Origin of the sequence: Stenotrophomonas nitritireducens, assembly GCF_001431425.1 — a bacterium.
Taxonomy (GTDB): Bacteria; Pseudomonadota; Gammaproteobacteria; order Xanthomonadales; family Xanthomonadaceae; genus Stenotrophomonas; species Stenotrophomonas nitritireducens.
In genome coordinates, this window is sequence record NZ_LDJG01000014.1 from 78,357 (window position 1) to 98,909 (window position 20,553).

18 protein-coding genes and 1 riboswitch are annotated in these 20,553 nt (G+C 68.2%); of the genes, 10 read left to right on the forward strand and 8 right to left on the reverse strand.

The features are described from left to right. Window positions 1-140 precede the first annotated feature (140 nt). Complete coding sequence (gene ftsZ, locus ABB22_RS09770; RefSeq protein ID WP_055765887.1) at window positions 141-1,370, forward strand: cell division protein FtsZ; 1,230 nt, start codon at window positions 141-143, stop codon at window positions 1,368-1,370. Between the two features lie 265 nt (window positions 1,371-1,635). After that, window positions 1,636-2,547 carry a UDP-3-O-acyl-N-acetylglucosamine deacetylase gene (lpxC, locus tag ABB22_RS09775; RefSeq protein WP_055765884.1) on the forward strand — a complete coding sequence of 304 codons (912 nt, stop codon included), beginning with the start codon at window positions 1,636-1,638 and terminating at the stop codon, window positions 2,545-2,547. Window positions 2,548-2,727: 180 nt separating this feature from the next. On the opposite strand, the gene ABB22_RS09780 is transcribed toward lpxC, so the two are convergent. After that, on the reverse strand, window positions 2,728-3,165 hold the full coding sequence (locus ABB22_RS09780; protein WP_055765880.1) for a DciA family protein: 438 nt from the start codon (window positions 3,163-3,165) through the stop codon (window positions 2,728-2,730). A 12-nt stretch (window positions 3,166-3,177) separates the two neighbouring features. On the opposite strand from ABB22_RS09780, the gene ABB22_RS09785 reads away from it, so the two are divergent. The 3 genes from ABB22_RS09785 (at window position 3,178) to ABB22_RS09795 (ending at window position 8,522) form a co-directional block, all read left to right on the forward strand. Further along, on the forward strand, window positions 3,178-4,128 hold the full coding sequence (locus ABB22_RS09785) for a M23 family metallopeptidase (protein ID WP_055765877.1): 951 nt from the start codon (window positions 3,178-3,180) through the stop codon (window positions 4,126-4,128). Between the two features lie 157 nt (window positions 4,129-4,285). Beyond that, entirely contained in the window at window positions 4,286-6,997 is a 2,712-nt protein-coding gene (gene secA, locus ABB22_RS09790; RefSeq protein WP_055765874.1) for a preprotein translocase subunit SecA, read from the forward strand. Between the two features lie 583 nt (window positions 6,998-7,580). Continuing rightward, entirely contained in the window at window positions 7,581-8,522 is a 942-nt protein-coding gene (locus tag ABB22_RS09795; RefSeq protein ID WP_055765871.1) for a Nudix family hydrolase, read from the forward strand. A gap of 168 nt (window positions 8,523-8,690) precedes the next feature. On the opposite strand, the gene ABB22_RS09800 is transcribed toward ABB22_RS09795, so the two are convergent. The 4 genes from ABB22_RS09800 to grxB form a co-directional block, all read right to left on the reverse strand. Continuing rightward, window positions 8,691-9,266 carry a DUF4124 domain-containing protein gene (locus ABB22_RS09800; protein WP_055765868.1) on the reverse strand — a complete coding sequence of 192 codons (576 nt, stop codon included), beginning with the start codon at window positions 9,264-9,266 and terminating at the stop codon, window positions 8,691-8,693. A gap of 130 nt (window positions 9,267-9,396) precedes the next feature. Then, window positions 9,397-10,227 (reverse strand): methylenetetrahydrofolate reductase [NAD(P)H], encoded by an 831-nt coding sequence (gene metF, locus ABB22_RS09805; RefSeq protein WP_055765867.1) that lies wholly within the window; start codon window positions 10,225-10,227, stop codon window positions 9,397-9,399. 101 nt (window positions 10,228-10,328) lie between these two features. After that, on the reverse strand, window positions 10,329-11,087 hold the full coding sequence (locus ABB22_RS09810) for a COG4705 family protein (protein WP_055765864.1): 759 nt from the start codon (window positions 11,085-11,087) through the stop codon (window positions 10,329-10,331). Between the two features lie 142 nt (window positions 11,088-11,229). After that, the gene (gene grxB, locus ABB22_RS09815; RefSeq protein ID WP_055765861.1) at window positions 11,230-11,871 is read right to left on the reverse strand and encodes a glutaredoxin 2; all 642 of its coding nucleotides are present in this window, start codon (window positions 11,869-11,871) and stop codon (window positions 11,230-11,232) included. Window positions 11,872-12,087: 216 nt separating this feature from the next. On the opposite strand from grxB, the gene ABB22_RS09820 reads away from it, so the two are divergent. From ABB22_RS09820 to ABB22_RS09840, 5 genes are all read left to right on the forward strand, one after another. Continuing rightward, complete coding sequence (locus ABB22_RS09820) at window positions 12,088-13,704, forward strand: APC family permease (protein WP_055765858.1); 1,617 nt, start codon at window positions 12,088-12,090, stop codon at window positions 13,702-13,704. A gap of 199 nt (window positions 13,705-13,903) precedes the next feature. Next, window positions 13,904-14,809 (forward strand): alpha/beta fold hydrolase, encoded by a 906-nt coding sequence (locus ABB22_RS09825; protein ID WP_152984111.1) that lies wholly within the window; start codon window positions 13,904-13,906, stop codon window positions 14,807-14,809. 55 nt (window positions 14,810-14,864) lie between these two features. Beyond that, the gene (locus ABB22_RS09830) at window positions 14,865-15,905 is read left to right on the forward strand and encodes a sensor histidine kinase (RefSeq protein WP_425477802.1); all 1,041 of its coding nucleotides are present in this window, start codon (window positions 14,865-14,867) and stop codon (window positions 15,903-15,905) included. Next, a complete protein-coding gene (locus ABB22_RS09835) occupies window positions 15,902-16,642 on the forward strand; it encodes a LytR/AlgR family response regulator transcription factor (protein WP_055765853.1) in 741 nt (246 codons plus the stop codon). The genes ABB22_RS09830 and ABB22_RS09835 overlap by 4 nt, the downstream gene beginning before the upstream one ends. A 170-nt stretch (window positions 16,643-16,812) precedes the next feature. Next, a complete protein-coding gene (locus ABB22_RS09840) occupies window positions 16,813-17,367 on the forward strand; it encodes a DUF3228 family protein (protein WP_055765850.1) in 555 nt (184 codons plus the stop codon). Between the two features lie 6 nt (window positions 17,368-17,373). On the opposite strand, the gene ABB22_RS09845 is transcribed toward ABB22_RS09840, so the two are convergent. From ABB22_RS09845 to ahcY, 3 genes are all read right to left on the reverse strand, one after another. After that, window positions 17,374-17,838, reverse strand: a complete 465-nt coding sequence (locus ABB22_RS09845; protein ID WP_200911340.1) for a GNAT family N-acetyltransferase — start codon at window positions 17,836-17,838, stop codon at window positions 17,374-17,376. 67 nt (window positions 17,839-17,905) lie between these two features. Further along, a complete protein-coding gene (locus ABB22_RS09850; RefSeq protein WP_082443504.1) occupies window positions 17,906-18,727 on the reverse strand; it encodes an alpha/beta hydrolase in 822 nt (273 codons plus the stop codon). A 138-nt stretch (window positions 18,728-18,865) separates the two neighbouring features. After that, window positions 18,866-20,311 (reverse strand): adenosylhomocysteinase, encoded by a 1,446-nt coding sequence (ahcY, locus tag ABB22_RS09855; RefSeq protein ID WP_055765841.1) that lies wholly within the window; start codon window positions 20,309-20,311, stop codon window positions 18,866-18,868. 33 nt (window positions 20,312-20,344) lie between these two features. Next, window positions 20,345-20,451: riboswitch (S-adenosyl-L-homocysteine riboswitch) on the reverse strand. Window positions 20,452-20,553 lie beyond the last annotated feature (102 nt).

Sequence of the window (20,553 nt, forward strand, 5' to 3'; positions counted from 1 at the left end):
TGAAGCAGAGCGGTACCTCCCGAGTGGCGCAGGCCACGAAGGAATTCCAACGACAACTGCCGCAACGGCGGCGCGGTACGGCAAGGGCAGGATGCCCGCGCGGCCACGCCACTGGAAGCGGTTATAACGAGGACATGGACATGGCACATTTCGAACTGATCGAGAAGATGGCACCCAACGCGGTGATCAAGGTGGTGGGCGTGGGCGGCGGCGGCGGCAACGCCGTGGCGCACATGGTCAACTCCAGCGTGGACGGCGTGGAATTCATCACCGCCAACACCGATTCGCAGGCGATCAAGAACTGCGGCGCCAAGCTGCAGCTGCAGCTCGGCACCAACGTCACCAAGGGCCTGGGCGCCGGCGCCAACCCGGAAGTCGGCCGCCAGGCCGCGCTGGAAGACCGCGAGCGCATCATGGACGCCCTGCAGGGCGCGGACATGGTGTTCATCACCGCCGGCATGGGTGGCGGCACCGGCACCGGCGCCGCGCCGGTGGTGGCGCAGCTGGCCAAGGAAATGGGCATCCTGACCGTGGCCGTGGTCACCAAGCCGTTCCCGTTCGAAGGCCGCCGCCGCATGCAGGTGGCGCTGAAGGGCATCGAGGAACTGAGCCAGCATGTCGACTCGCTGATCACCATCCCCAACGAGAAGCTGATCACCGTGCTCGGCCGCAACGCCACCATGGTGCAGGCGTTCCGCGCCGCCAACGACGTGCTGCAGGGCGCGGTGCAGGGCATCGCCGACCTGATCGTGCGCCCGGGCCTGATCAACGTCGACTTCGCCGACGTGCGTACCGTGATGTCGGAAATGGGCCTGGCGATGATGGGCACCGGCACCGCCCGCGGCGACGACCGCGCCCAGGCCGCCGCCGAGGCCGCCATCCAGAACCCGCTGCTGGACGACGTGAACCTGGCCGGCGCCAACGGCATCCTGGTCAACATCACCGCCGGCCCGGACTTCACCATGAGCGAGTTCGACGAGATCGGCCGCACCATCGACGGCTTCGCCTCGGAAGACGCCACCGTGGTGGTCGGCACCGTGCTCGACCCGGACATGCAGGACGAAGTGCGCGTGACCGTGGTCGCCACCGGCCTGAACCGCGTCGCCGCCAAGACCGCGCAGCGGCCGGGCGAGCGCGCGCCGATCAAGCTGGTGCGCAACGCCACCACCGGGCAGGCCGAGTTCGGCGGCGACTACGAGAGCCCGGCCGACGCCGTGGCCAAGGCCGTCGGTAGCTCGCTGGGCATGGGCCTGCGCCGTCCGAGTTCGGACACCGTGGCCGCGCCGGCCCCGGCTGCCACGCCGGCCGCCGCGGAACTGCCGAGCGACTACCTGGATATTCCTGCCTTCCTGCGTCGCCAGGCCGACTGAACTGCCGGCCGCCGTTGCGCCGTGCGCCCCGGGTGGGACGTGGCGGTGGGCGGTGTGCCGGAAGGGTCGTGAGTTGCAGGCGCCGGGGTTGTCCTCCCCGGTGGCGGCATCCATGTCCTTGTTGCCGGGCCAGGATCGGCCCGGCAGCAGCTTCGCCTCCCCGGAGGAGGCGGGGCGGCAGCGTGCCAGGGCGGGATGTTGATGCGTGTTATTCTTGTTTGGCTATGGCCGCGCTCCGGGCGGGCCCCTCCAGAACCTACTTTCGATGATCCAGCAGCGCACTCTCAAGAACACGATCCGCGCCACCGGCGTCGGCCTGCACAGCGGCGACAAGGTCTACATGACCCTGCGCCCGGCCCCGGTCGACCATGGCATCGTGTTCCGCCGCGTGGACCTGGACCCGGTGGTGGAAGTGCCGGCGCGTGCCGATCTGGTCACCGAAGTGACCCTGTGCACCGGCCTGACCTGCGAAGGCGCCAAGATCCAGACCGTCGAACACCTGATGTCGGCCATGGCCGGCCTGGGCGTGGACAACGCCATCGTCGAGCTGTCCTCGGCCGAGCTGCCGATCATGGACGGTTCCTCTGGCCCGTTCGTGTTCCTGCTGCAGTCGGCGGGCATCGCCGAGCAGCCCGCGCCCAAGCGTTTCCTGCGCATCCTCAAGACGGTGGAAGTGCGCGACGGCGACAAGATCGCCCGCTTCGAGCCGCATGAGGGTTACCGGCTGGGCTTCACCATCCAGTTCGACCATCCGATGATCCCGGCCAGGCAGTCGCGGGTGGAGATCGACTTCTCCACCGCCGCCTACATCAAGGAAATCTCCCGCGCGCGCACCTTCGGCTTCATGCGCGACCTGGAGTACATGCGCGAGCGCAACCTGGGCCTGGGCGGTTCGATGGACAACGCCATCGTGCTGGACGAGTTCCGCGTGCTCAACGACGACGGCCTGCGCTACGCCGACGAGTTCGTGCGCCACAAGATCCTCGACGCCATCGGCGACCTGTACCTGGCCGGCGGCCCGGTGCTCGGTGCCTACGAGGGCTACAAATCCGGCCACGCGCTCAACAACAAGCTGGTCCGCGCGCTGCTGGCCGACGCCAGCGCCTGGGAGTGGGCGAGCTTCGATTCGCCGGCCGCGGCCGACCCGGTCGTGTATGGCGCGGTCGCCTACGCCTGAATGGGTGTCGTCCGGCGGGGCGTGCAGGTTTTGTGAATCCAGACGCGATTCCAGCCTGAATTTAACCAATAATTAACAAAACACTAACTCCTGCACAGCAAGTCGCGGCTAGGATTCCTGCCGGCTTGGTGCTGGAGTCCTTCGGGATGTCCAGATGCGGCGGAGGATCTCCATCCGCATTCAGGAACGGGTGCCCTTTACATCCGCCAGGCAAGCCAGGGCGTCGCGCAGGCCTTTGTGCGTGGCGGCCGTTACTGCGTGAGTGCTGCGCTGGTCGTTGCGCACCGGGGAGGGTGCAGGCGCGGTTGCAGTCTTGACGGTCACCCGGGTGGCCTTCAGCCCGATGGATCGGGCCGCGTCGAGCAGCTGGTCCTCGGCAAGCCTGACCTTGGCGTGCCAGACCGGCGATTCGACGAGAAAAACGAGGTGTTCGCCGTCCACATTGGCCAACCGGCAACGGTTGCCCAGCGCAGGCGGCAGATGGGGGCGCAACTGCCGGTCCAGCGCGTCGAGCCACAGGGCTCGCCGCAACGGGTTTCCCGCTTTGTCCGCCATGACCGCTTCCAGCGCCTGTTTCGGCGCGGTGCGGGAACGAACGCTGGATTTCGGCTCAGACATAAGAATTCTTCGATGGCATTCAAAAAGATCGTAATCAAAACACGGGGGCAGCAGGCGAAAACGCCATTGGCACGCCTGCAGGTTTTTTTCGAGGATAGGCCAAAGGCACTGCTCGGCACCGTGATGGCGCTGGGCTGCCTGGTCGGCGCGGGGCTCACCCTGGGCACCGGCGCGGCGGGCGACTCGGCGCTGCGCGCCAAGGTCGAGCGCCAGGAGCGGGAGCTGGCCAAGGTGCAGGCCGACGCGCAGACCCAGGTCAACGCGCTGGCGGCGCGGCTGGGCGAGCTGCAGGCCCAGGCCACCCGCCTGAACGCGCTGGGCGAGCGCCTGACCCAGATGGGCAAGCTCGAGGACGGCGAGTTCGATTTCAACGAGACGCCCGGCCTGGGCGACGGCGATGCCGGCCCGGCCCAGGATATCCCGCTGAGCGCGGTCAACAGCGACTTACAGGTGCTGGAGCAGCGCTTCGCTGCTTCGGGCCGCCAGCTGTCGGTGCTCGAATCGCTGCTGTTCGACCACCAGCTGGAGCAGAACGCCGTGCCCTCGCGCATGCCGATCCGCAACAGCTACGTGACCTCCGGTTTCGGCACCCGCGCCGATCCGTTCGGCCGCGGCGCCGCCACCCACAAGGGCATGGACTTCCACGCCCGCGTCGGCGACCCGGTGATGGCCGTGGCCGAGGGCGTGGTCAGCTTCTCCGGGGTCAAGGGCGGCTACGGCAACGTGGTCGAGGTCGACCACGGCAACGGCTACAAGACCCTGTACGCGCACAACTCGCGCCTGAGCGTGCGCGAGGGCGACCTGGTGCGTATCGGCCAGGAAGTGGCCAAGGCCGGCTCCACCGGCCGTTCCACCGGCGCCCACGTGCACTTCGAGGTGTGGCAGGACGGCCGCGTGGTCAACCCGCGCAAGTTCCTCGGCGACGGCGGCAACACCCCGGTGGGCCGCGTCGGACGTGGCTGACGGCCGCGGACGGGCGCTTGAATCGCCAGGCGCCCGCCCCAAGCTACAATAGGCGTTGCCATCGACAGGGCGCATTGCGCCCTGTTTCGTTTGTGCCCGGCTGGTCCCGCTTGGGGTGGGGTCCGCGCACGGTATTCCATTCAAACCGGTTCCTTCAATGATCAACAGCCTGCTTACCCGCGTTTTTGGCAGCCGCAACGAGCGCCAGCTCCGCCAGCTCAACCGTATCGTCGCCAAGATCAATGCCTTGGAGCCGGAGATCCAGAAGCTCTCCGACGACCAGCTGAAGGCCAAGACCCCCGAGTTCCGCGAGCGCGTCGCCGCCGGCGAAGCGCTGGACAAGGTGCTGCCGGAAGCCTTCGCGGTCTGCCGCGAGGCCTCCCAGCGCGTGCTGGGCATGCGCCACTACGACGTGCAGCTGATCGGCGGCATGGTGCTGCACCTGGGCAAGATCGCCGAAATGCGCACCGGCGAAGGCAAGACCCTGGTCGCGACCCTGCCGGTGTACCTCAACGCCCTGGAAGGCAAGGGCGTGCACGTGGTCACCGTCAACGACTACCTGGCGCGCCGCGACGCTGCGCAGATGGGCAAGCTGTACAACTGGCTGGGGCTGAGCGTGGGCGTGGTCTACCCGGGCATGCCGCACGGCGACAAGCGCGAGGCCTACGCCGCCGACATCACCTACGGCACCAACAACGAGTTCGGCTTCGACTACCTGCGCGACAACATGGCGCTGACCCGCGCCGACCGCTACCAGCGCGGCCTGCACTACGCCATCGTCGACGAGGTGGACTCGATCCTGATCGACGAGGCGCGCACGCCGCTGATCATCTCCGGCCCGGCCGACGATTCGCCGGAGCTGTACATCCGCGTCAACCGCGTGGTGCCGCAGCTGGTCAAGCAGGAGACCGAGGAAGGCGAGGGCGACTTCTGGGTCGACGAGAAGGGCAAGCAGGTGCACCTGTCCGAAGCGGGCATGGAGCACGCCGAGGAACTGCTGCGCCAAGCCGGCATCATCGACGCCGACAACGAGGGCGGCCTGTACGCGGCGCAGAACCTGACCGTGGTCCACCACCTCAATGCCGCCCTGCGCGCGCATGCGATCTACCAGCGCGACGTGGACTACATCGTGCGCGACGGCGAAGTGGTGATCGTCGACGAATTCACCGGCCGTACCCTGGCCGGCCGCCGCTGGTCCGACGGCCTGCACCAGGCGGTGGAAGCGAAGGAAGGCGTGCCGGTGCAGCGCGAGAACCAGACGCTGGCCAGCATCACCTTCCAGAACCTGTTCCGCATGTACAAGAAGCTGTCCGGCATGACCGGTACGGCCGACACGGAAGCCTACGAATTCCAGAGCATCTACGGCCTGGAAGTGGTGGTGATCCCGACCAACAAGCCCACCATCCGCAAGGACCACCCGGACCAGGTGTTCCTCAACCGCAAGGGCAAGTTCAATGCGGTGCTGGCCGACATCGAGGAATGCGCCAAGCGCGGCCAGCCGGTGCTGGTCGGCACCACCTCGATCGAAACCTCGGAAATGCTGTCCGAGCACCTGCGCAAGGCCGGCGTGCAGCACGAAGTGCTCAACGCCAAGCAGCACGACCGCGAAGCGACCATCGTCGCCAACGCCGGCCGCCCGGGCTCGGTGACGATCGCCACCAACATGGCCGGTCGCGGTACCGACATCGTGCTCGGCGGTTCGCTGGAGACGGAACTGCACGAACTGGGCGAAGAGGCCAGCGCCGAGCAGAAGGCCGCGCTCAAGGCGGCGTGGCAGGAGCGCCATGACGCGGTCAAGGCCGCCGGCGGCCTGCACATCGTCGGCACCGAGCGCCACGAATCGCGCCGCATCGACAACCAGCTGCGCGGCCGTTCCGGCCGTCAGGGCGACCCGGGCTCGTCCCGCTTCTACCTGTCGCTGGAAGACAACCTGATGCGCATCTTCGCCTCGGACTGGGTGCAGAAGGCGATGCGCCTGATGGGCATGAAGGAAGACGACGTCATCGAGGACCGTCTGGTCAGCCGCCAGATCGAGAAGGCGCAGCGCAAGGTCGAGGCGCACAACTTCGACATCCGCAAGAACCTGCTGGACTTCGACGACGTCAACAACGACCAGCGCAAGGTGATCTACGCCCAGCGCGACGAGCTGCTGGACGCCGAGTCGGTCAAGGACAACATCGACGGCATCCGCGGCGACGTGATCTACGACCTGGTGATCCGCTTCGTGCCGCCGAACTCGGTGGACGAGCAGTGGGACCTGCCGGGCCTGCAGGCCACGCTGGAATCGGACCTGGGCGTGCAGATGGACCTGGTGGGGCTGTTCAAGCAGCACGAGGAGCTGGACGCCGAGGGCATCGCCCAGGCCGTGTCCGACCACCTGGACGAGCACTTCGCGCAGAAGGAAACCGCCGTTGGCGGCGAGACCATGCGCGCGCTGGAGAAGCACGTGATGCTGACCGTGCTCGACCAGAGCTGGAAGGAGCACCTGGCGCGCATGGACTACCTGCGCCAGGGCATCTACCTGCGCGGCTACGCGCAGAAGCAGCCCAAGCAGGAATACAAGAAGGAAGCCTTCGAGCTGTTCTCGGAGATGCTGGAGAACGTCAAGCGCGAAGTGATCCACCTGCTCTCGCGGGTGCGCATCCGCAGCGAGGAGGAAGTGGCGGCGATGGAGGCGCTGGAGCGCCAGCAGGCCGAGGCGCGCCTGCAGATGTCGCAGTTCCAGCACCAGGACAACGGCGGCTACGGCGCCGACGAGGAAGCTGCCGACGTGCAGGCCGCGCTCGCCGAGCCCAAGGTCGGCCGCAACGATCCGTGCCCCTGCGGCAGCGGCAAGAAGTACAAGCATTGCCACGGTCAACTCAACTGAGTTGAGTTGACCGTTGTGTAGCCCGCAAAGCGGGCTACGCACCCATGATCCGTGCAACGGATCATGGGTACACGATCTTTATCCCCGATCCCCCGCGCCTTCGGCGCGCCCCCCTTGCCAAGGGGGGCTCCTCATCGGGTGGATACCAGCAACGCCGGCCATTGGCCGCGGCACGCCATCGCTGCGCGCTGTCGCCCACGATGTGCGCCGCAAACTGCAGCCCTATCCTTCTTCTTCCCCGGCCCGGAGCAGCGCACGAGGCGTTCGGCTGGTCTGTGCGGCGATACCGTGCAAGCAGGCCGCCCTCCCGCAGCTTGACTCGCCGCACGCGGCTCGCCCTTCGAGCCGGCTTCGCTGTTCGCGCTTCGCGCAGTGGCGCGGCCCTGCTTCAGGGGATGTGTCTCCAGGCGCGATCCCGGCAGGGGCCGACTGTTGATCGGGCCCGTCGAGCGTCCCCGGGCTCACCGCATGACCGCAGGTGTGGGGCTTGCCCCACACGGGGCCTTCTCGATGAACGTCCATGCCGGGAAAGCACGAATGCAAACGATTGCGCCTTCCCCCGGATTTTCGGCATTCTCGGCGCATGACACCTCCGTTGCGCTCCATCCATGTCGTGGCCGCCGTCATCACCGACGCCCGTGGCCGCATCCTGCTCAACCGCCGCACCGGCAACAGCGACATGGCCGGTTTGTGGGAGTTTCCCGGGGGCAAGCGCGAGCCGGGCGAGACCTCCGAACAGGCGCTGGTGCGCGAACTGCGCGAGGAACTCGGCATCGAGGCCGAGGTCGGCGACTGGGTGATGGAGGTGCCGCAGCTGTATCCGGACAAGCGCCTGCGGCTGGAGGTGCGGCTGGTGCAGCGCTGGAAGGGGACCGCGCGGGGGCGCGAGGGCCAGGCCATCACCTGGGTGACGCCCGACAAGCTCTGCCGCTATTCGATGCCGCCGGCGGACCTGCCGGTGGTGGCCGCGCTGCGCCAGGCCGACCGCTACCTGGTCACGCCGGAGCCGTCGGCCGGTGCCGCCGCCTGGCTGGACGGGCTGCAGGCCGCGGTTGAGGGCGGTATACGCCGGGTGCAGCTGCGTACGCCGCAGGCCGGCGACCGCGCCGCGCTGGCGCGCGGTGCGGTGGAGCGGGTCGGCCACCGGGCCGAGCTTTTGCTCAACCGCGACATCGCGCTGGCGCAGGAACTGGGCGTGGGCGTGCACCTGGGCAGCGAACAGCTGCTGCAGCTGGAGCGGCGCCCGCTGCCGGACAGCGTGCTGGTCGGCGCTTCCTGCCACGATCTGGCGCAGCTGCAGGCCGCGCAGCGGCTGGGCTGCGACTTCGCCGTGCTCGGCCCGGTGCAGGCCACCGCCAGCCATCCCGGGGTGGCGCCGTTGGGCTGGGAGGCGTTCGAGCTGCTGCGCGAACAGGTATCGCTGCCGATCTATGCCATCGGCGGTCTGGCCGCGGAGGATATCGACACCGCGCGCCGGCACGGCGCGCTGGGCGTGGCCGCCATCCGTGCGCTGTGGCGGCCGTGACCGGTCGGACAGGGCCCGCGTTCCGGGCTGATATCGGCCCGGCGCGGGACAAGGCGGGTGGGAAAGAACGCGCGGGACGCACCGCGACCGGTGGGCTGGGCGGCCGGCTTCCGGGGCCGTGCTCGAGCGGTGCCGGCAACCGCCGCCGCAAGGCGGGCGGGAAGGCCCCTAGAGGCTGATCCAGAAACAGTTGTATTGACGGCGCAGCTTCAACAGCGTGCGCGAGGGCGTGCCGCTGCGGCCCAGCACCTGCTCCAGCCGCAGCGCGACCGGGCGCGCTGGCGTGGCCGGCATGTTGGTGATCATGATCGGGCCGTTGCCGGCCGCTTCGCCGGTATCGTCCGCGGGTTCCAGCTCCGGATCGCGCGGAAACACCGGCGCGATGTCGACCAGCGGGCGCTGCACGATCGCATCCAGCCGGTCCATCACCCGCGTGGCTTCGGCGCTGGACAGTCCGCTCCAGGCATAGATGCCGGACAAGCGGTTGGCGTCGCGGGCGTCCACCGCGGAACGGATCTGCGCCACCACTTCGCTGAGCCGGCGCGCGCAGGTGTCGCGGTACAGGCCGCTGCCGCCGGCGGCGCGCGCCCCGGGCAGCAGGCGCGCGTGCGCGCCCATCGCCTCGCAGGACTTGTCGCCGTATACCGTCCGCCCCTGCGCATCGGTGCAGCGGTTGACCTGCTGCGCCTGCGCGGCGCCGGCCCACAGGGCGGTTGTGAAGAAGAGGAGCGGCAGGCATCGCATCGGCCAAGCCTAACCGGTGCAGCGCATCCTGATGCGTGACGGCAGTTCCGCGGCTCCGGCCGCAACGCCACGCGCCTCCATGCGAGGGGGCAGCTGGGCAGTTCCATCGCGCCCCGGCCTGTGCCGGCGGTCAGCCGCGGCCGATCCGCTGCAGCACCGCGCTGGTCGGCCTGGCCAGGTTGAGCGTGTAGAAGTGCAGCGACGGCGCGCCGCCGGCGATCAGGCGTTCGCACAGGGCGGCCACCACGTCGGCGCCGAACGCGCGCACCGAGTCGGCGTCGTCGCCATAGGCCTGCATGCGCTTGGCGATCCAGCGCGGGATCTCCGCACCGCACTGCTCGGAGAAACGGCGCAGCTGGCTGAAGTTGGAGATCGGCATCACCCCGGGGATGATCGGCACGTCCACGCCCAGCCTGCGCGTGGCATCGACGAAATGGAAATAGGCGTCGGCGTTGTAGAAGTACTGGGTGATGGCCGCGTCGGCGCCGGCGTCGATCTTGGCCTTGAAATGGCGCAGGTCGGCCAGCGCGTCGCTGGCCTGCGGGTGCGTTTCCGGGTAGGCGCCGACCTCGATGCGGAAGGCGTCGCCCTGCTCGGCGCGGATGAAGGCGATCAGTTCCGAGGCGTAGCGCAGGTCGCCGGGAAAGCCCATGCCCGAGGGCAGGTCGCCGCGCAGGGCGACGATGCGCTTCACCCCGATGGCGCGATACAGCTTGAGCAGCTCGCGGATCTCCTCGCGGGTGCCGCCTACGCAGGACAGGTGCGGCGCGGCCTGCAGGCCATGGTGCTGGTTGAGGTGGCGCACCGTCTCGGAGGTGTAGCTCAGGGTCGAGCCGCCGGCGCCGAAGGTGCACGACACGTATTCGGGCGCATGCGCCTTGAGCCTGCTCGCGGTGCGGTCCAGCTGCGCGCGCTGGTCATCGGTCTTGGGCGGATAGAACTCGAAGCTGAGCGCGGTCATGGCGGGCCGTCGGAGGGATCTGGCCCGAATTATATCTCTCCATCAAGATGGATATGCAATTGTTTCGGCTGTGACCGGGGCTCCGCCCGCGCGCGACGCTTTCAGTGCGCCTGCCGTGCCGCCCGCTGCGGCAGCAGGGCGATGCAGGCGGCGATCGCCACCAGCAGCACCAGCGAGGCGGTGTAGCGGCTAAGCGCCAGGCCACCGTGGTCGAGCGGCTTGTCGAGGAAATCGCCGACCACCGCGCCCAGCGGCCGGGTGAGGATGAAGGCCGCCCAGAACAGCAGCGTCTTCGACAACCGGGTGCCGAAGTGCAGCGCCGCGACCAGCGCCAGCAGCCCGCCGAACAGGACGATGCCGCCGGTATAGCCCAGCCCCTGGGTATCGGCCGCCCAGTCGCCCAGTGCGGTGCCCAGGGTCTGCGAGAAGGTGATGGTCAGCCAGTAGAACAGCTCGCTGCGTCGCGAGGTGATGTCCGCCACCGAGATGCTGCCGGTGCTGCGCTGCCAGCAGAACAGCGTACCCAGCAGCAGCGCCAGCAGCAGGCTGCTGCCGCCGCTGTAGCCGATGCCCAGCGAGCGGTCCACGTAATCGGCCAGGGTGGTGCCGACCGTGGTGCTGGCGATGATCGCCGCCCAGTACAGCCAGGGACGGAAGCCGCTGGCGCGGATCTGCGCCGCCACCGCGACGGCGAACACGGCGGCGAACAGCAGCGTGCCGAGCAGATAGCCCAGGTCCATCGACATGGTGACCGCGTCGCCGCCGACCTCGCCCAGCGTGGTGGCCAGGATCTTGGTGATCCAGAAGGCGAGGGTGACTTCGGGAACCTTGCTGTCGCGCAGGGTGGCGCTGAGGGTCATGGCGGCGATCCGGTCCGGGAGGGAGGCGCTGCCACGATGCGGAGCCACGGGTCGGAGGCGTGTCGGAAACGCGCCCCCACCCGCCAGCAGAGCGCCGGCCGCTGGATCGCCGTTCAGCCGGCGGCCGCGCGTGCCACGGGGCTTACAGCGCCTTGCCGTCGAACAGTGCAACCCGGCAGCGTGCGGCCCTGTCGGCCACATAGCGCCGCACGTTCGGGCCGAAAGCGATGTCCTTGACGATGGTCAGCGAGCGCAGCGCCGGGAACAGGCGGAAATCGCTTTCGTCGAGCGTGTCGGCCGGGCCTTGGGCCAGCAGCGTCTCCAGTTCGTCCAGCCGGGGCTGCAGCTGGGCGAGGAACTCGGCGGTGCCGTCCCACAGCGCCTGCAGGTCGCCGAAGGCCTTGATCTCGCGCGCGATGAACGCCGCACGCGCCTCGTCGGTGGCCAGTTCGCGGAAATCCGCGCGGGTGAAGCGCGGCACGCACAGGCGCAGCATCAGCGGCCACACGCGTTCGACCCACGCATCGATGGCGGCCTTGTTGCCGGCGGAAATGACGGCCGGCGCGGAGGCCTGGTCGAGGTAATGCACGATGTCCATGCTCTCGGGCATGAAGCTGCCATCGTCCTTGCGCAGGATCGGCACGACCTTGCGGCCGACCATGCGGGTGGGCGTCTCCACATCGCCTTCCATGATGATGCCGATGGCCACGTCCAGCTGCTTGAGGCCGATGATCATCTGCGGCCGGCAGCAGAACGGGCAGTGTTCGTAGATGAAGAGTTCCATGGGGCGTGGGCGTGGTGGAGGTGGCGCATCATCGCGTCGCAGGACGCGCGCGACAACCACGGCGGCGCAACGGAGCGTGGCGGAAAATGCGGCCTGGCGCATTCCTGCCACGGTGTCTTCACGTGCCGGCGTGCCATAGGTAGGGCCGGCAGCCGGGTCCCGCGCTGCCACCCCCGTTCCCGTGCCGGCACCGGCACGCCGTCTGCCGGAGCCACCATGCATCCTCCCAGCGCCATCCGCCGCGACGTCGGCCCCATCGCCCTGATGCTGACCGGGCTGGGCTCCATCATCGGCTCGGGCTGGCTGTTCGGCGCCTGGCGCGCGGCCGGCCTGGCCGGGCCCGGGGCGATCTGGGCCTGGGTGCTGGGCGCGGCCATCATCCTCACCATCGCGCTTACCTATGCCGAGCTGGGCGCGATGTTTCCCGAATCCGGCGGCATGGTGCGCTACAGCCACTATTCGCACGGTTCGCTGGTGGGCTTCATCGCCGCCTGGGCCAACTGGATCGCGATCGTCTCGGTGATCCCGGTGGAGGCCGAAGCCTCGGTGCAGTACATGGCGTCGTGGCCATGGCAATGGGCGCAGGACCTGTACGTGCAGGCGCCGGGCGGCCATGGCGAACTGACCCCGCCGGGGCTGGGCATCTCCGCCCTGCTGGTGGTGGTGTACTTCCTGGTCAACTACTGGAGCGTGAAGCTGTTCGCGCGCTCCAACAGCGCCATCACCGTATTCAAGCTGGTGGTGCCGGCGCTGACCGCGGTGGCACTGATCGCCAGCGGCTTCCATGCGCAGAACTTCTCGGTGGGCCTGCATGGCGCCGGCAGCCCGGTGCTCGATTTCTCGGCGATCCTCACCGCGATCGCCACCGCCGGCATCGTCTTCAGCTTCAACGGTTTCCAGAGCCCGGTGAACCTCGCCGGCGAAGCCCGCAACCCCGGGCGCAGCATCCCGCTGGCGGTGGTCGGCTCGATCCTGCTGGCGACGGTGATCTACGTGCTGCTGCAGGTGGCTTACCTGGGCGCGGTGCCGCCGCACATGCTGGAACAGGCCGGCTGGCACGGCATCGATTTCCGCTCGCCGTTCGCGCAGCTGGCGCTGATCGTCAACCTGCACTGGCTGGCGATGCTGCTCTACGTCGATGCCTTCGTCAGCCCCAGCGGCACCGGCATGACCTACACCGCCACCACCGCACGCATGATCTACGGCATGCAGCGCAACGGCACCGCGCCGGACATCCTCGGCCGCGTGCACGCGCATTGGGGCGTGCCGCGCCCGGCGATGTGGCTGAACCTGGCGGTGTCGTTCCTGTTCCTGTTCTTCTTCCGCGGCTGGGGCACGCTGGCGGCGGTGATCTCGGTGGCGACGGTGATCTCCTACATGACCGGCCCGGTCAGCGCGATGTCGCTGCGCCGCACCGCGCCCGGCCTGCACCGGCCGCTGCGGGTGAAGGCGCTGCCGGTGCTGGCCGGCGTCGCCTTCGTGATGGCCACCGAACTGCTGTACTGGGCGCGCTGGCCGCTGACCGGCCAGATCATCCTGCTGATGCTGGTGGCGCTGCCGATCTACTTCTACTACCAGGCAAAATCGGGCTGGCACGACTTCGGCCGGCAGCTGAAGGGCGCGGGGTGGCTGGTCTGCTACCTGCCGACGCTGGCGCTGGTGTCGTGGCTGGGCAGCAGTACCTTCGGCGGCCGCGGCTACCTGGCCTATGGCTGGGACCTGGTGGTGGTGGCGGTGATCGGTGTCGCGTTCTACGTCTGGGGCGTGCAGTCGGGTTGGCGCACGCCCTCGGTGGAGCAGGCCGAGGCCATCCCGCATCCGGAACAGGCCTGACACCGGCATGCGTCATCGGGGGGCATTGCATCGCCCCTGAAAGAGGGGGGCAAATAGGCTTTGTGCGTACACGATGCCGCGCCGGTCGTCCGCTGCCACCCCCGCTCACGGGCGCCGGCGGCCATTCGTCATCCAACGGCCGCGGCGGCTGGGCGGCGCAGGCAAGCTGCGCGCACCACAACCGAACGGGAGTTGCACGATGAAGCCGGTCCACATGCGTTCGAGCAAGCGCTCCTCCGCCTTGTTGCTGTTGTTGCTGGCGGCACCGATTGCCGCCAACGCCGCAACTGAAACTGTCTTCCAGGACATCAAAGTGGAAGTCGTGGGCCGCGGCGTGCCGGTGTTGATGGTGCCCGGCCTCAACAGCAATGCCGACACCTGGCGCGGCACCTGCCAAGCGCTGCAACCGCAGGTGCAATGCCACCTGGTCAGCCTGCCGGGCTTTGCCGGACAGCCTGCAGTGGAGGGCGAAGCCTTCCTCGTGCCGATGCGTGACCGCCTGCTGGCCTATATCGCCGAGCGCAAGCTGCAGAAGCCGGCGGTGATGGGCCATAGCCTGGGCGGTGTGCTGGCCCTGCAGATGGCATTGGCGCAACCGCAGGCCGTGGGCAAGCTGGTGATCGTCGATTCGCTGCCATACTTCGGCGCGATACAGAACCCGGCTGCCACCGTGGAAACCGTGCGGCCGATGGCCGAGCAGATGCGCATGGCGATGCTCGCCCAGCCCGAGGCAGCCTACCTGGCGCAGGCCGAGGCTTCGGCGAAGGGGTTGGTACGCGACGCGTCGCGGTGGGATACGCTGACCGCATGGAGCCGCAGCAGCGCGCGCAGCGCCACCACGGCAGCCCTGTACGACATGATGACCACCGACCTGCGTAGTGAAGTGGCGGCAATCCGCTCACCCACCCTGGTGCTGGGCAGCTGGGCCGCCTACCAGTCGATGGGCGGCACCATGGAATCCACTCGCGCCATCTTCGCCGCGCAATACGCCAAGCTGCCGGGAGTGGATATCCGCATGAGCGAAGCCGGCTACCATTTCCTGACGTGGGATGACCCGCGGTGGGTGGAGGCGCAGGTACGCCAGTTCCTCGAACTGGCACCCTGAGCGGGGCATGGCGCGGGGCCTGTTGCCGGCCCCGCACGACGGAGCAGGCATGGAAATCGAAACGCCGCCGCCGGTGCGCGGCTTCTGGTGGTTCAACGCACTGGCATGGGGCCTGTATTCCGGCCTGAATTTGTTCATGGCCGTCACCTTCGCGCATTTCTCTTCGGGCATGGTATTGATCTGCGTGACTTTGGGCATCGCGTTGTGTCTGGTCAGCGGCGGCATCCGCGGGCTGGCCCTGCGGCAAGCCTGGTGGGAGTCCGGGGGCGCAGGCTTGGTCCTGCGCCTGCTGCTTGCCATCGCGCTAGGCGCCAGCCTGGCGCAGTTGCTCATCTGGCTGGTAATGGTGCTGGCGTTGCACTGGGGATGGATAGTCATGCCTGGTGGCGTAGCCGATTACCGCCCCGCCGCCGCGCTGGGCTATTGGCTCAATACCATGGTGGTGCTGACGATGTGGGTCGGCGCGTGGACCGCCTGCCATGGCATACGCCGGGCTCGCCACAGCGAGCTGGCGCGGCTGCGCGAAGAGGCCAGGCGCAATGCGATGGAACGCGATGCGCTGCGCGCGAGGCTCAACCCGCACTTCGTGTTCAATGCACTGAACAACCTGCGTGCGCTGATCAACGAAGACGCTGTACGTGCCCGTGAAATGGTCACGCGCCTGTCCAATACGTTGCGCAGGGCGCTGGAAAATACCGGCGATGCATCGATCCGGCTGGAACACGAACTGGCGCTGGTGGAGGACTACCTGGCGGTGGAGCAGGTGCATTACGAACAACGGCTGCGAGTGCAGCGACGCATCGATGCATCGGCCCTGCACGCGCTGTTGCCGGCGATGGCCTTGCAGTTGCTGGTGGAAAACGCGATCAAGCACGGCATTGCGATGACCCCCGAAGGGGGTGAACTGGAAATCGACATCCGGTGCCGGAGCGGCGCTTTGTGCATAGAGGTAGGCAACCCCTTGCCGCCGCAGGCCGCACCCGCCGGGCATGGCTTGGGACTGGCCTACCTGCGCGCGCAGCTGCGACCGGACGGTCATGTCGGACTGCGCTCCGAAGGCGGGCGCATGCGGGCGCGCCTGGTGGTGCCGCAATGAGCACCTGTCTGCGCGTACTGGTGGTTGACGACGCGCGGCTGGCTCGCCGCGAAATGCGGACCTTGCTGGCGGCGATGGAGGGTGTGGAGTGCATCGGCGAGGCCGATGACGTGCCCGCCGCGCGCGAGGCCATCGCCCGCCTGCACCCGGACGTGGTGCTGCTGGACATCCAGATGCCGTCGGGCAGCGGCTTCGACGTGCTCGATGGTTTGCAGCTGCCTCCATCGGTGATCTTCACCACCGCATACGACCGATATGCCGTGCAGGCCTTCGACGCCAATGCGCTGGACTATCTACTCAAACCGGTGGAGGCGTCGCGGCTGCATGCCGCGCTGGACAAGGCGCGCGCCAGGGTCGCGGACGTGGTTCCTGGCGCGCGCCCGGCCGGCGATCCGGCAAAGCTGGGTGCCGAGGACACCGTGTTCCTGCGCGATGGCGAGCGCTGCTGGTTCGTGGCGCTGGGCGAGATCAGCCGCATCGTGGTCGATGGCAATTACGCGCGGCTGTGGTTCCGCGGCCAGAGCGCGATGCTGTCGCGCAGCCTGTCGGCGCTGGAGGCGCGGCTGGAATCGGGGCTTTTCTTCCGTGCCAACCGCAATACATTGGTCAATCTGCGCAAGGTGCGTGGCGTGGAGCTGTCCGTAGCCGATGGCTACGACCTCACCCTCGAGGACGGCAGCCAGGTGGAAGTGTCGCGCCGGCAGGCGCGCGAGTTGCGTGAGCGGCTGGCATTGTGACCTCCGTAACTTCGCATGCTCGCCCTCGCGAAACGGCAAGGTCGTGAATTGCATGCCTCTCCGCATGAGGTATTCCCGGCGCAGGACCCCGTGGAGCAGGACCTGCACCTGCGCGAATGACGGCTCGATGACGGAGAATACGTACTGCCTTTGCCCCCAGTGTCTGCCCCATGTCCATCTTCCTCACGCCCTTCGCCCGCACCCGCCTGTTCCCGCGCACGCCGCGCCCGAACACGATCCGCGACTGCACGCCCGAGCAGTTCGAGCGTCATCTCAACGACCATGCGCCGCTGCAGGTGCTCGATGGCTATGCACCGTTCTGCAGGCTGCACGTGCACCGCAACTGGACGTCCACGCGCTGCCTGACCGTGCCGGTCACCGACGCCAACCGCCACCTGCTGCGCTCGGCCTACGAGGCGCGCACGCGCGAGGAGCTGCCGGTGCTGGTGCGCTGGTTCGAAGGCGTGGAACCGCCGGTGGCCGATTACCTGGTCGTCATCCTCTACAGTCGCGAGCAGCTGGCCAAGGAGGGCTCGCCCATCGATGCCGACTGGGGCGTGGTCGGCTGCCTGTACACCGCGCAGCCGGCGGAAATCCCGATGGCGCCGATCACCATGATGCGCAACGCGCTTGGCGTGGAGGAGGGCGGCTCGGGCGTGCCCATCGATCGCGACGCCTACCGCCGCGCGGTGGAGTTCTGGGAAGCGAACGCGAACTGGCGGTAAGCGCGGTCAGCCTTCCTGCCGATAGTCGATGGCCAGGCGCAGCATGTCCCGGTGCTGGATGCCGTCCTCGATGATCGCTTCGTCGTAGTTGCGCAGGAAGAAATCGCGGTCGACCTGGAATGCGCGGAAGCCGTGCCGCTGGTAGAACGCGAGCGGGTGGCCGAAGGCGCCGGTGCCGACTTCCAGCCGCACCGCGCCTTCGCGCCGGTACGTATCGATCACGTGGGCCAGCAGCTGCGTGCCGATGCCGCGCTGCTGCCGCGCCGGATCGACGGCGATGTTCATCAGCTCATGACTGCCCTGCACGCGCGGCACCACCGCGCAGATGCCTGCAATGCTGCCGTTCTGCAGGGCAGCGAAGCAGCGCGCTGTGGACAGATAGGCGCGTACCTTGCGCTCCGAGGGATCGGCCAGCAGGAGCAGCGCCATCGGGGCGTCGGTTGGCGCTATTTCGCGGATCGTCGTGGACATGCGTGCGTCGTGGGTTTCCTGTCGCGGCGGATTCCGGTGGGCAGCCGAGCCGGTGTTCCGGGATGGATCAGCGATCGCCGTCGCCGGGTGCCGCTGGATACATGCGCTCGATCGCCATCGCCTCCAGCGCGGTGTAGATGGTGTCGTGGCGCAGGTCCGGGCGCGGCATGGCCTGCCATTGCAGACCGGGCAGGGCGGCGCTCCGCACCGTGTCCGACAACGCCTGTGCGTGCGGGCCGATGTTGTCCTCGTCGCCCCAGGCCAGCAGTACGCGCTCGTTCAGTGCGGGCATGCCCTGCAGGCGCCCGCTGGCGCCGCGGGTGAGCGCTGCGTCGTTCCACCACAGGCTCGGGCTGAAGGCGATCCAGGTGTCGAACAGCGTCGGCTGCTCGAACAGGGTTTCGACGATGAACAGCCCGGCCAGCGATTCGCCGATGATGCCGCGCGATTCCGTGGTGCGGTAACGGCGCTCGATCTCGGGAACCAGTTCCTCGGCGACGAAGGCGCGGAACGCGGCCGAGCCGCCGACCACCGGTGCGATGCGGCGGTCGCTGTCCACGTCCGTCGGGCCGGTCATGTCGCGGCGGCGCTGGGTGTTCTCGATGCCGACCACCAGCAGCGGCGCGATCCGGCCGGCGCGGATGCCGGCATCGACCGTGGCCGCCACATGCGGGAAATCCTCGGCGATTCCGCCATCGGGCATGTACAGCACCGGATGCGCCGGCGCCGCATCGGCGGGCGGCAGGTAGACGTTGATGGTGCGCGCTTCCTGCAGCCGCTGCGACTGGATGACGAAGCTGTCGTGTGCGGGCGTCGCCGGCTGTGCGTGGGCGGTACCGGACAGGGCCGCCATCAGCAGGGCCGCGATTGTCGGGAGCATCGGTTTCATCGTGGTCTTTGCGGACGGCGTCGGGATCGGGGCGCGCAGCGTAGCAAGAGCGCTTGGCGAACAGAAACGCCGCGCAGGAAACGCAACGGGCGCCTTGCGGCGCCCGTCGTGTGTTTCACGCAGTGACCGGCAGGCCGATCAGTAGCGGTAGTGCTCCGGCTTGAACGGGCCGTCCACCGGCACGCCGAGGTAGTCGGCCTGTTCCTGGGTCAGGGTGGTCAGCTTCACGCCGATCTTCTCCAGGTGCAGGCGCGCCACTTCCTCGTCCAGCTTCTTCGGCAGGCGGTAGACGTCGGCCTTGTAGCTGTCCTTGTTGGCCCACAGGTCGATCTGCGCCAGGGTCTGGTTGGCAAAACTGTTCGACATCACGAAGCTCGGGTGGCCGGTGGCGCAGCCCAGGTTCACCAGGCGGCCTTCGGCCAGCAGGAAGATCGCGTTGCCGTTCGGGAACACGTACTTGTCCACCTGCGGCTTGATGTTGATGTGCTGCACGCCCGGGAACTTCACCAGCGCATCGACCTGGATCTCGTTGTCGAAATGGCCGATGTTGCAGACGATGGCCTGGTCCTTCATCGCGCTCAGGTGCTCGATGCGGATGATGTCCTTGTTGCCGGTGGTGGTGACGTAGATGTCGCCACGGCCCAGGGTGGATTCGATGGTGTTGACCTCGAAGCCTTCCATCGCCGCCTGCAGCGCGCAGATCGGGTCGATCTCGGTGACGATGACGCGGGCGCCATAGGCGCGCAGCGAGTGCGCCGAGCCCTTGCCGACGTCGCCATAGCCGCAGACCACGGCGACCTTGCCGGCCAGCATCACGTCCATCGCGCGCTTGAGGCCGTCGGCCAGCGATTCGCGGCAGCCATACAGGTTGTCGAACTTGCTCTTGGTGACCGAGTCGTTGACGTTGATCGCCGGGACCAGCAGGGTGCCGGCTTCGGCCAGCTGGTACAGGCGGTGCACGCCGGTGGTGGTCTCCTCGGAGACGCCCTTCCAGTCCTTGACCACGCGGGTCCAGTAGCCCGGGCGCTCGGCGTGCACGCGCTTGAGCAGGTTCTTGATGACCTGTTCCTCATGCGAGCCCGAGGCGGTGTTGACCCAGTCGCTGCCGTTTTCCAGCTCGTAGCCCTTGTGGATCAGCAGGGTGACGTCGCCGCCGTCGTCCACCACCAGTTCCGGGCCGAGCAGGGTGCCGTCGGCGGATTTGAAGGTCAGCGCTTCCAGCGTGCAGTCCCAGTATTCCTCCAGGGTCTCGCCCTTCCACGCGAACACCGGGGTGCCGGTGGCGGCGATGGCGGCGGCGGCCTGGTCCTGGGTGGAGAAGATGTTGCACGAGGCCCAGCGCACGTCGCCGCCGATGTCCTTGAGCGTCTCGATCAGCACCGCGGTCTGGATGGTCATGTGCAGCGAGCCGGTCACGCGCACGCCCTTGAGCGGCTTGGCCGCGGCGTACTTGCGGCGGATCGACATCAGGCCGGGCATCTCGTGCTCGGCGATGTCCAGTTCCTTGCGGCCCCAGTCGGCCAGGGTGATGTCGCGGATCTTGTAATCGCCTTCGGTGGAGAAGGTCTTGGCAACAGCGTTCATGTAAAGCTCCGGTGTGGTGCGAGCAGGGCTCGCGTTCGCCGGGCGCCGTTGTTGCATGCGATGCCGTCCGAGCCTGGCCGCCGTGCCGGCCCAGCCCTTGCGGGGGACACCACACGGCGGTCGCAGCGCCCCTCGGACGGGCCGGCGATTATATCGCGGGCCGGCCCCGGCCCAACCAAAGGCAGGGGAGCCGGACGCCAGAGCTTGTTAACGTGGGCCGTTGATTCAGCCAAGAGGATTGC

Bases quoted from the DNA above. Each gene is read 5' to 3' on its own strand.
- ftsZ (WP_055765887.1), top strand. From the start codon at position 141: ATGGCACATTTCGAACTGATCGAGAAGATGGCACCCAACGCGGTGATC.
- lpxC (WP_055765884.1), top strand. From the start codon at position 1,636: ATGATCCAGCAGCGCACTCTCAAGAACACGATCCGCGCCACCGGCGTC.
- ABB22_RS09780 (WP_055765880.1), bottom strand. From the start codon at position 3,165: ATGTCTGAGCCGAAATCCAGCGTTCGTTCCCGCACCGCGCCGAAACAG.
- ABB22_RS09785 (WP_055765877.1), top strand. From the start codon at position 3,178: ATGGCATTCAAAAAGATCGTAATCAAAACACGGGGGCAGCAGGCGAAA.
- secA (WP_055765874.1), top strand. From the start codon at position 4,286: ATGATCAACAGCCTGCTTACCCGCGTTTTTGGCAGCCGCAACGAGCGC.
- ABB22_RS09795 (WP_055765871.1), top strand. From the start codon at position 7,581: ATGACACCTCCGTTGCGCTCCATCCATGTCGTGGCCGCCGTCATCACC.
- ABB22_RS09800 (WP_055765868.1), bottom strand. From the start codon at position 9,266: ATGCGATGCCTGCCGCTCCTCTTCTTCACAACCGCCCTGTGGGCCGGC.
- metF (WP_055765867.1), bottom strand. From the start codon at position 10,227: ATGACCGCGCTCAGCTTCGAGTTCTATCCGCCCAAGACCGATGACCAG.
- ABB22_RS09810 (WP_055765864.1), bottom strand. From the start codon at position 11,087: ATGACCCTCAGCGCCACCCTGCGCGACAGCAAGGTTCCCGAAGTCACC.
- grxB (WP_055765861.1), bottom strand. From the start codon at position 11,871: ATGGAACTCTTCATCTACGAACACTGCCCGTTCTGCTGCCGGCCGCAG.
- ABB22_RS09820 (WP_055765858.1), top strand. From the start codon at position 12,088: ATGCATCCTCCCAGCGCCATCCGCCGCGACGTCGGCCCCATCGCCCTG.
- ABB22_RS09825 (WP_152984111.1), top strand. From the start codon at position 13,904: ATGAAGCCGGTCCACATGCGTTCGAGCAAGCGCTCCTCCGCCTTGTTG.
- ABB22_RS09835 (WP_055765853.1), top strand. From the start codon at position 15,902: ATGAGCACCTGTCTGCGCGTACTGGTGGTTGACGACGCGCGGCTGGCT.
- ABB22_RS09840 (WP_055765850.1), top strand. From the start codon at position 16,813: ATGTCCATCTTCCTCACGCCCTTCGCCCGCACCCGCCTGTTCCCGCGC.
- ABB22_RS09845 (WP_200911340.1), bottom strand. From the start codon at position 17,838: ATGTCCACGACGATCCGCGAAATAGCGCCAACCGACGCCCCGATGGCG.
- ABB22_RS09850 (WP_082443504.1), bottom strand. From the start codon at position 18,727: ATGAAACCGATGCTCCCGACAATCGCGGCCCTGCTGATGGCGGCCCTG.
- ahcY (WP_055765841.1), bottom strand. From the start codon at position 20,311: ATGAACGCTGTTGCCAAGACCTTCTCCACCGAAGGCGATTACAAGATC.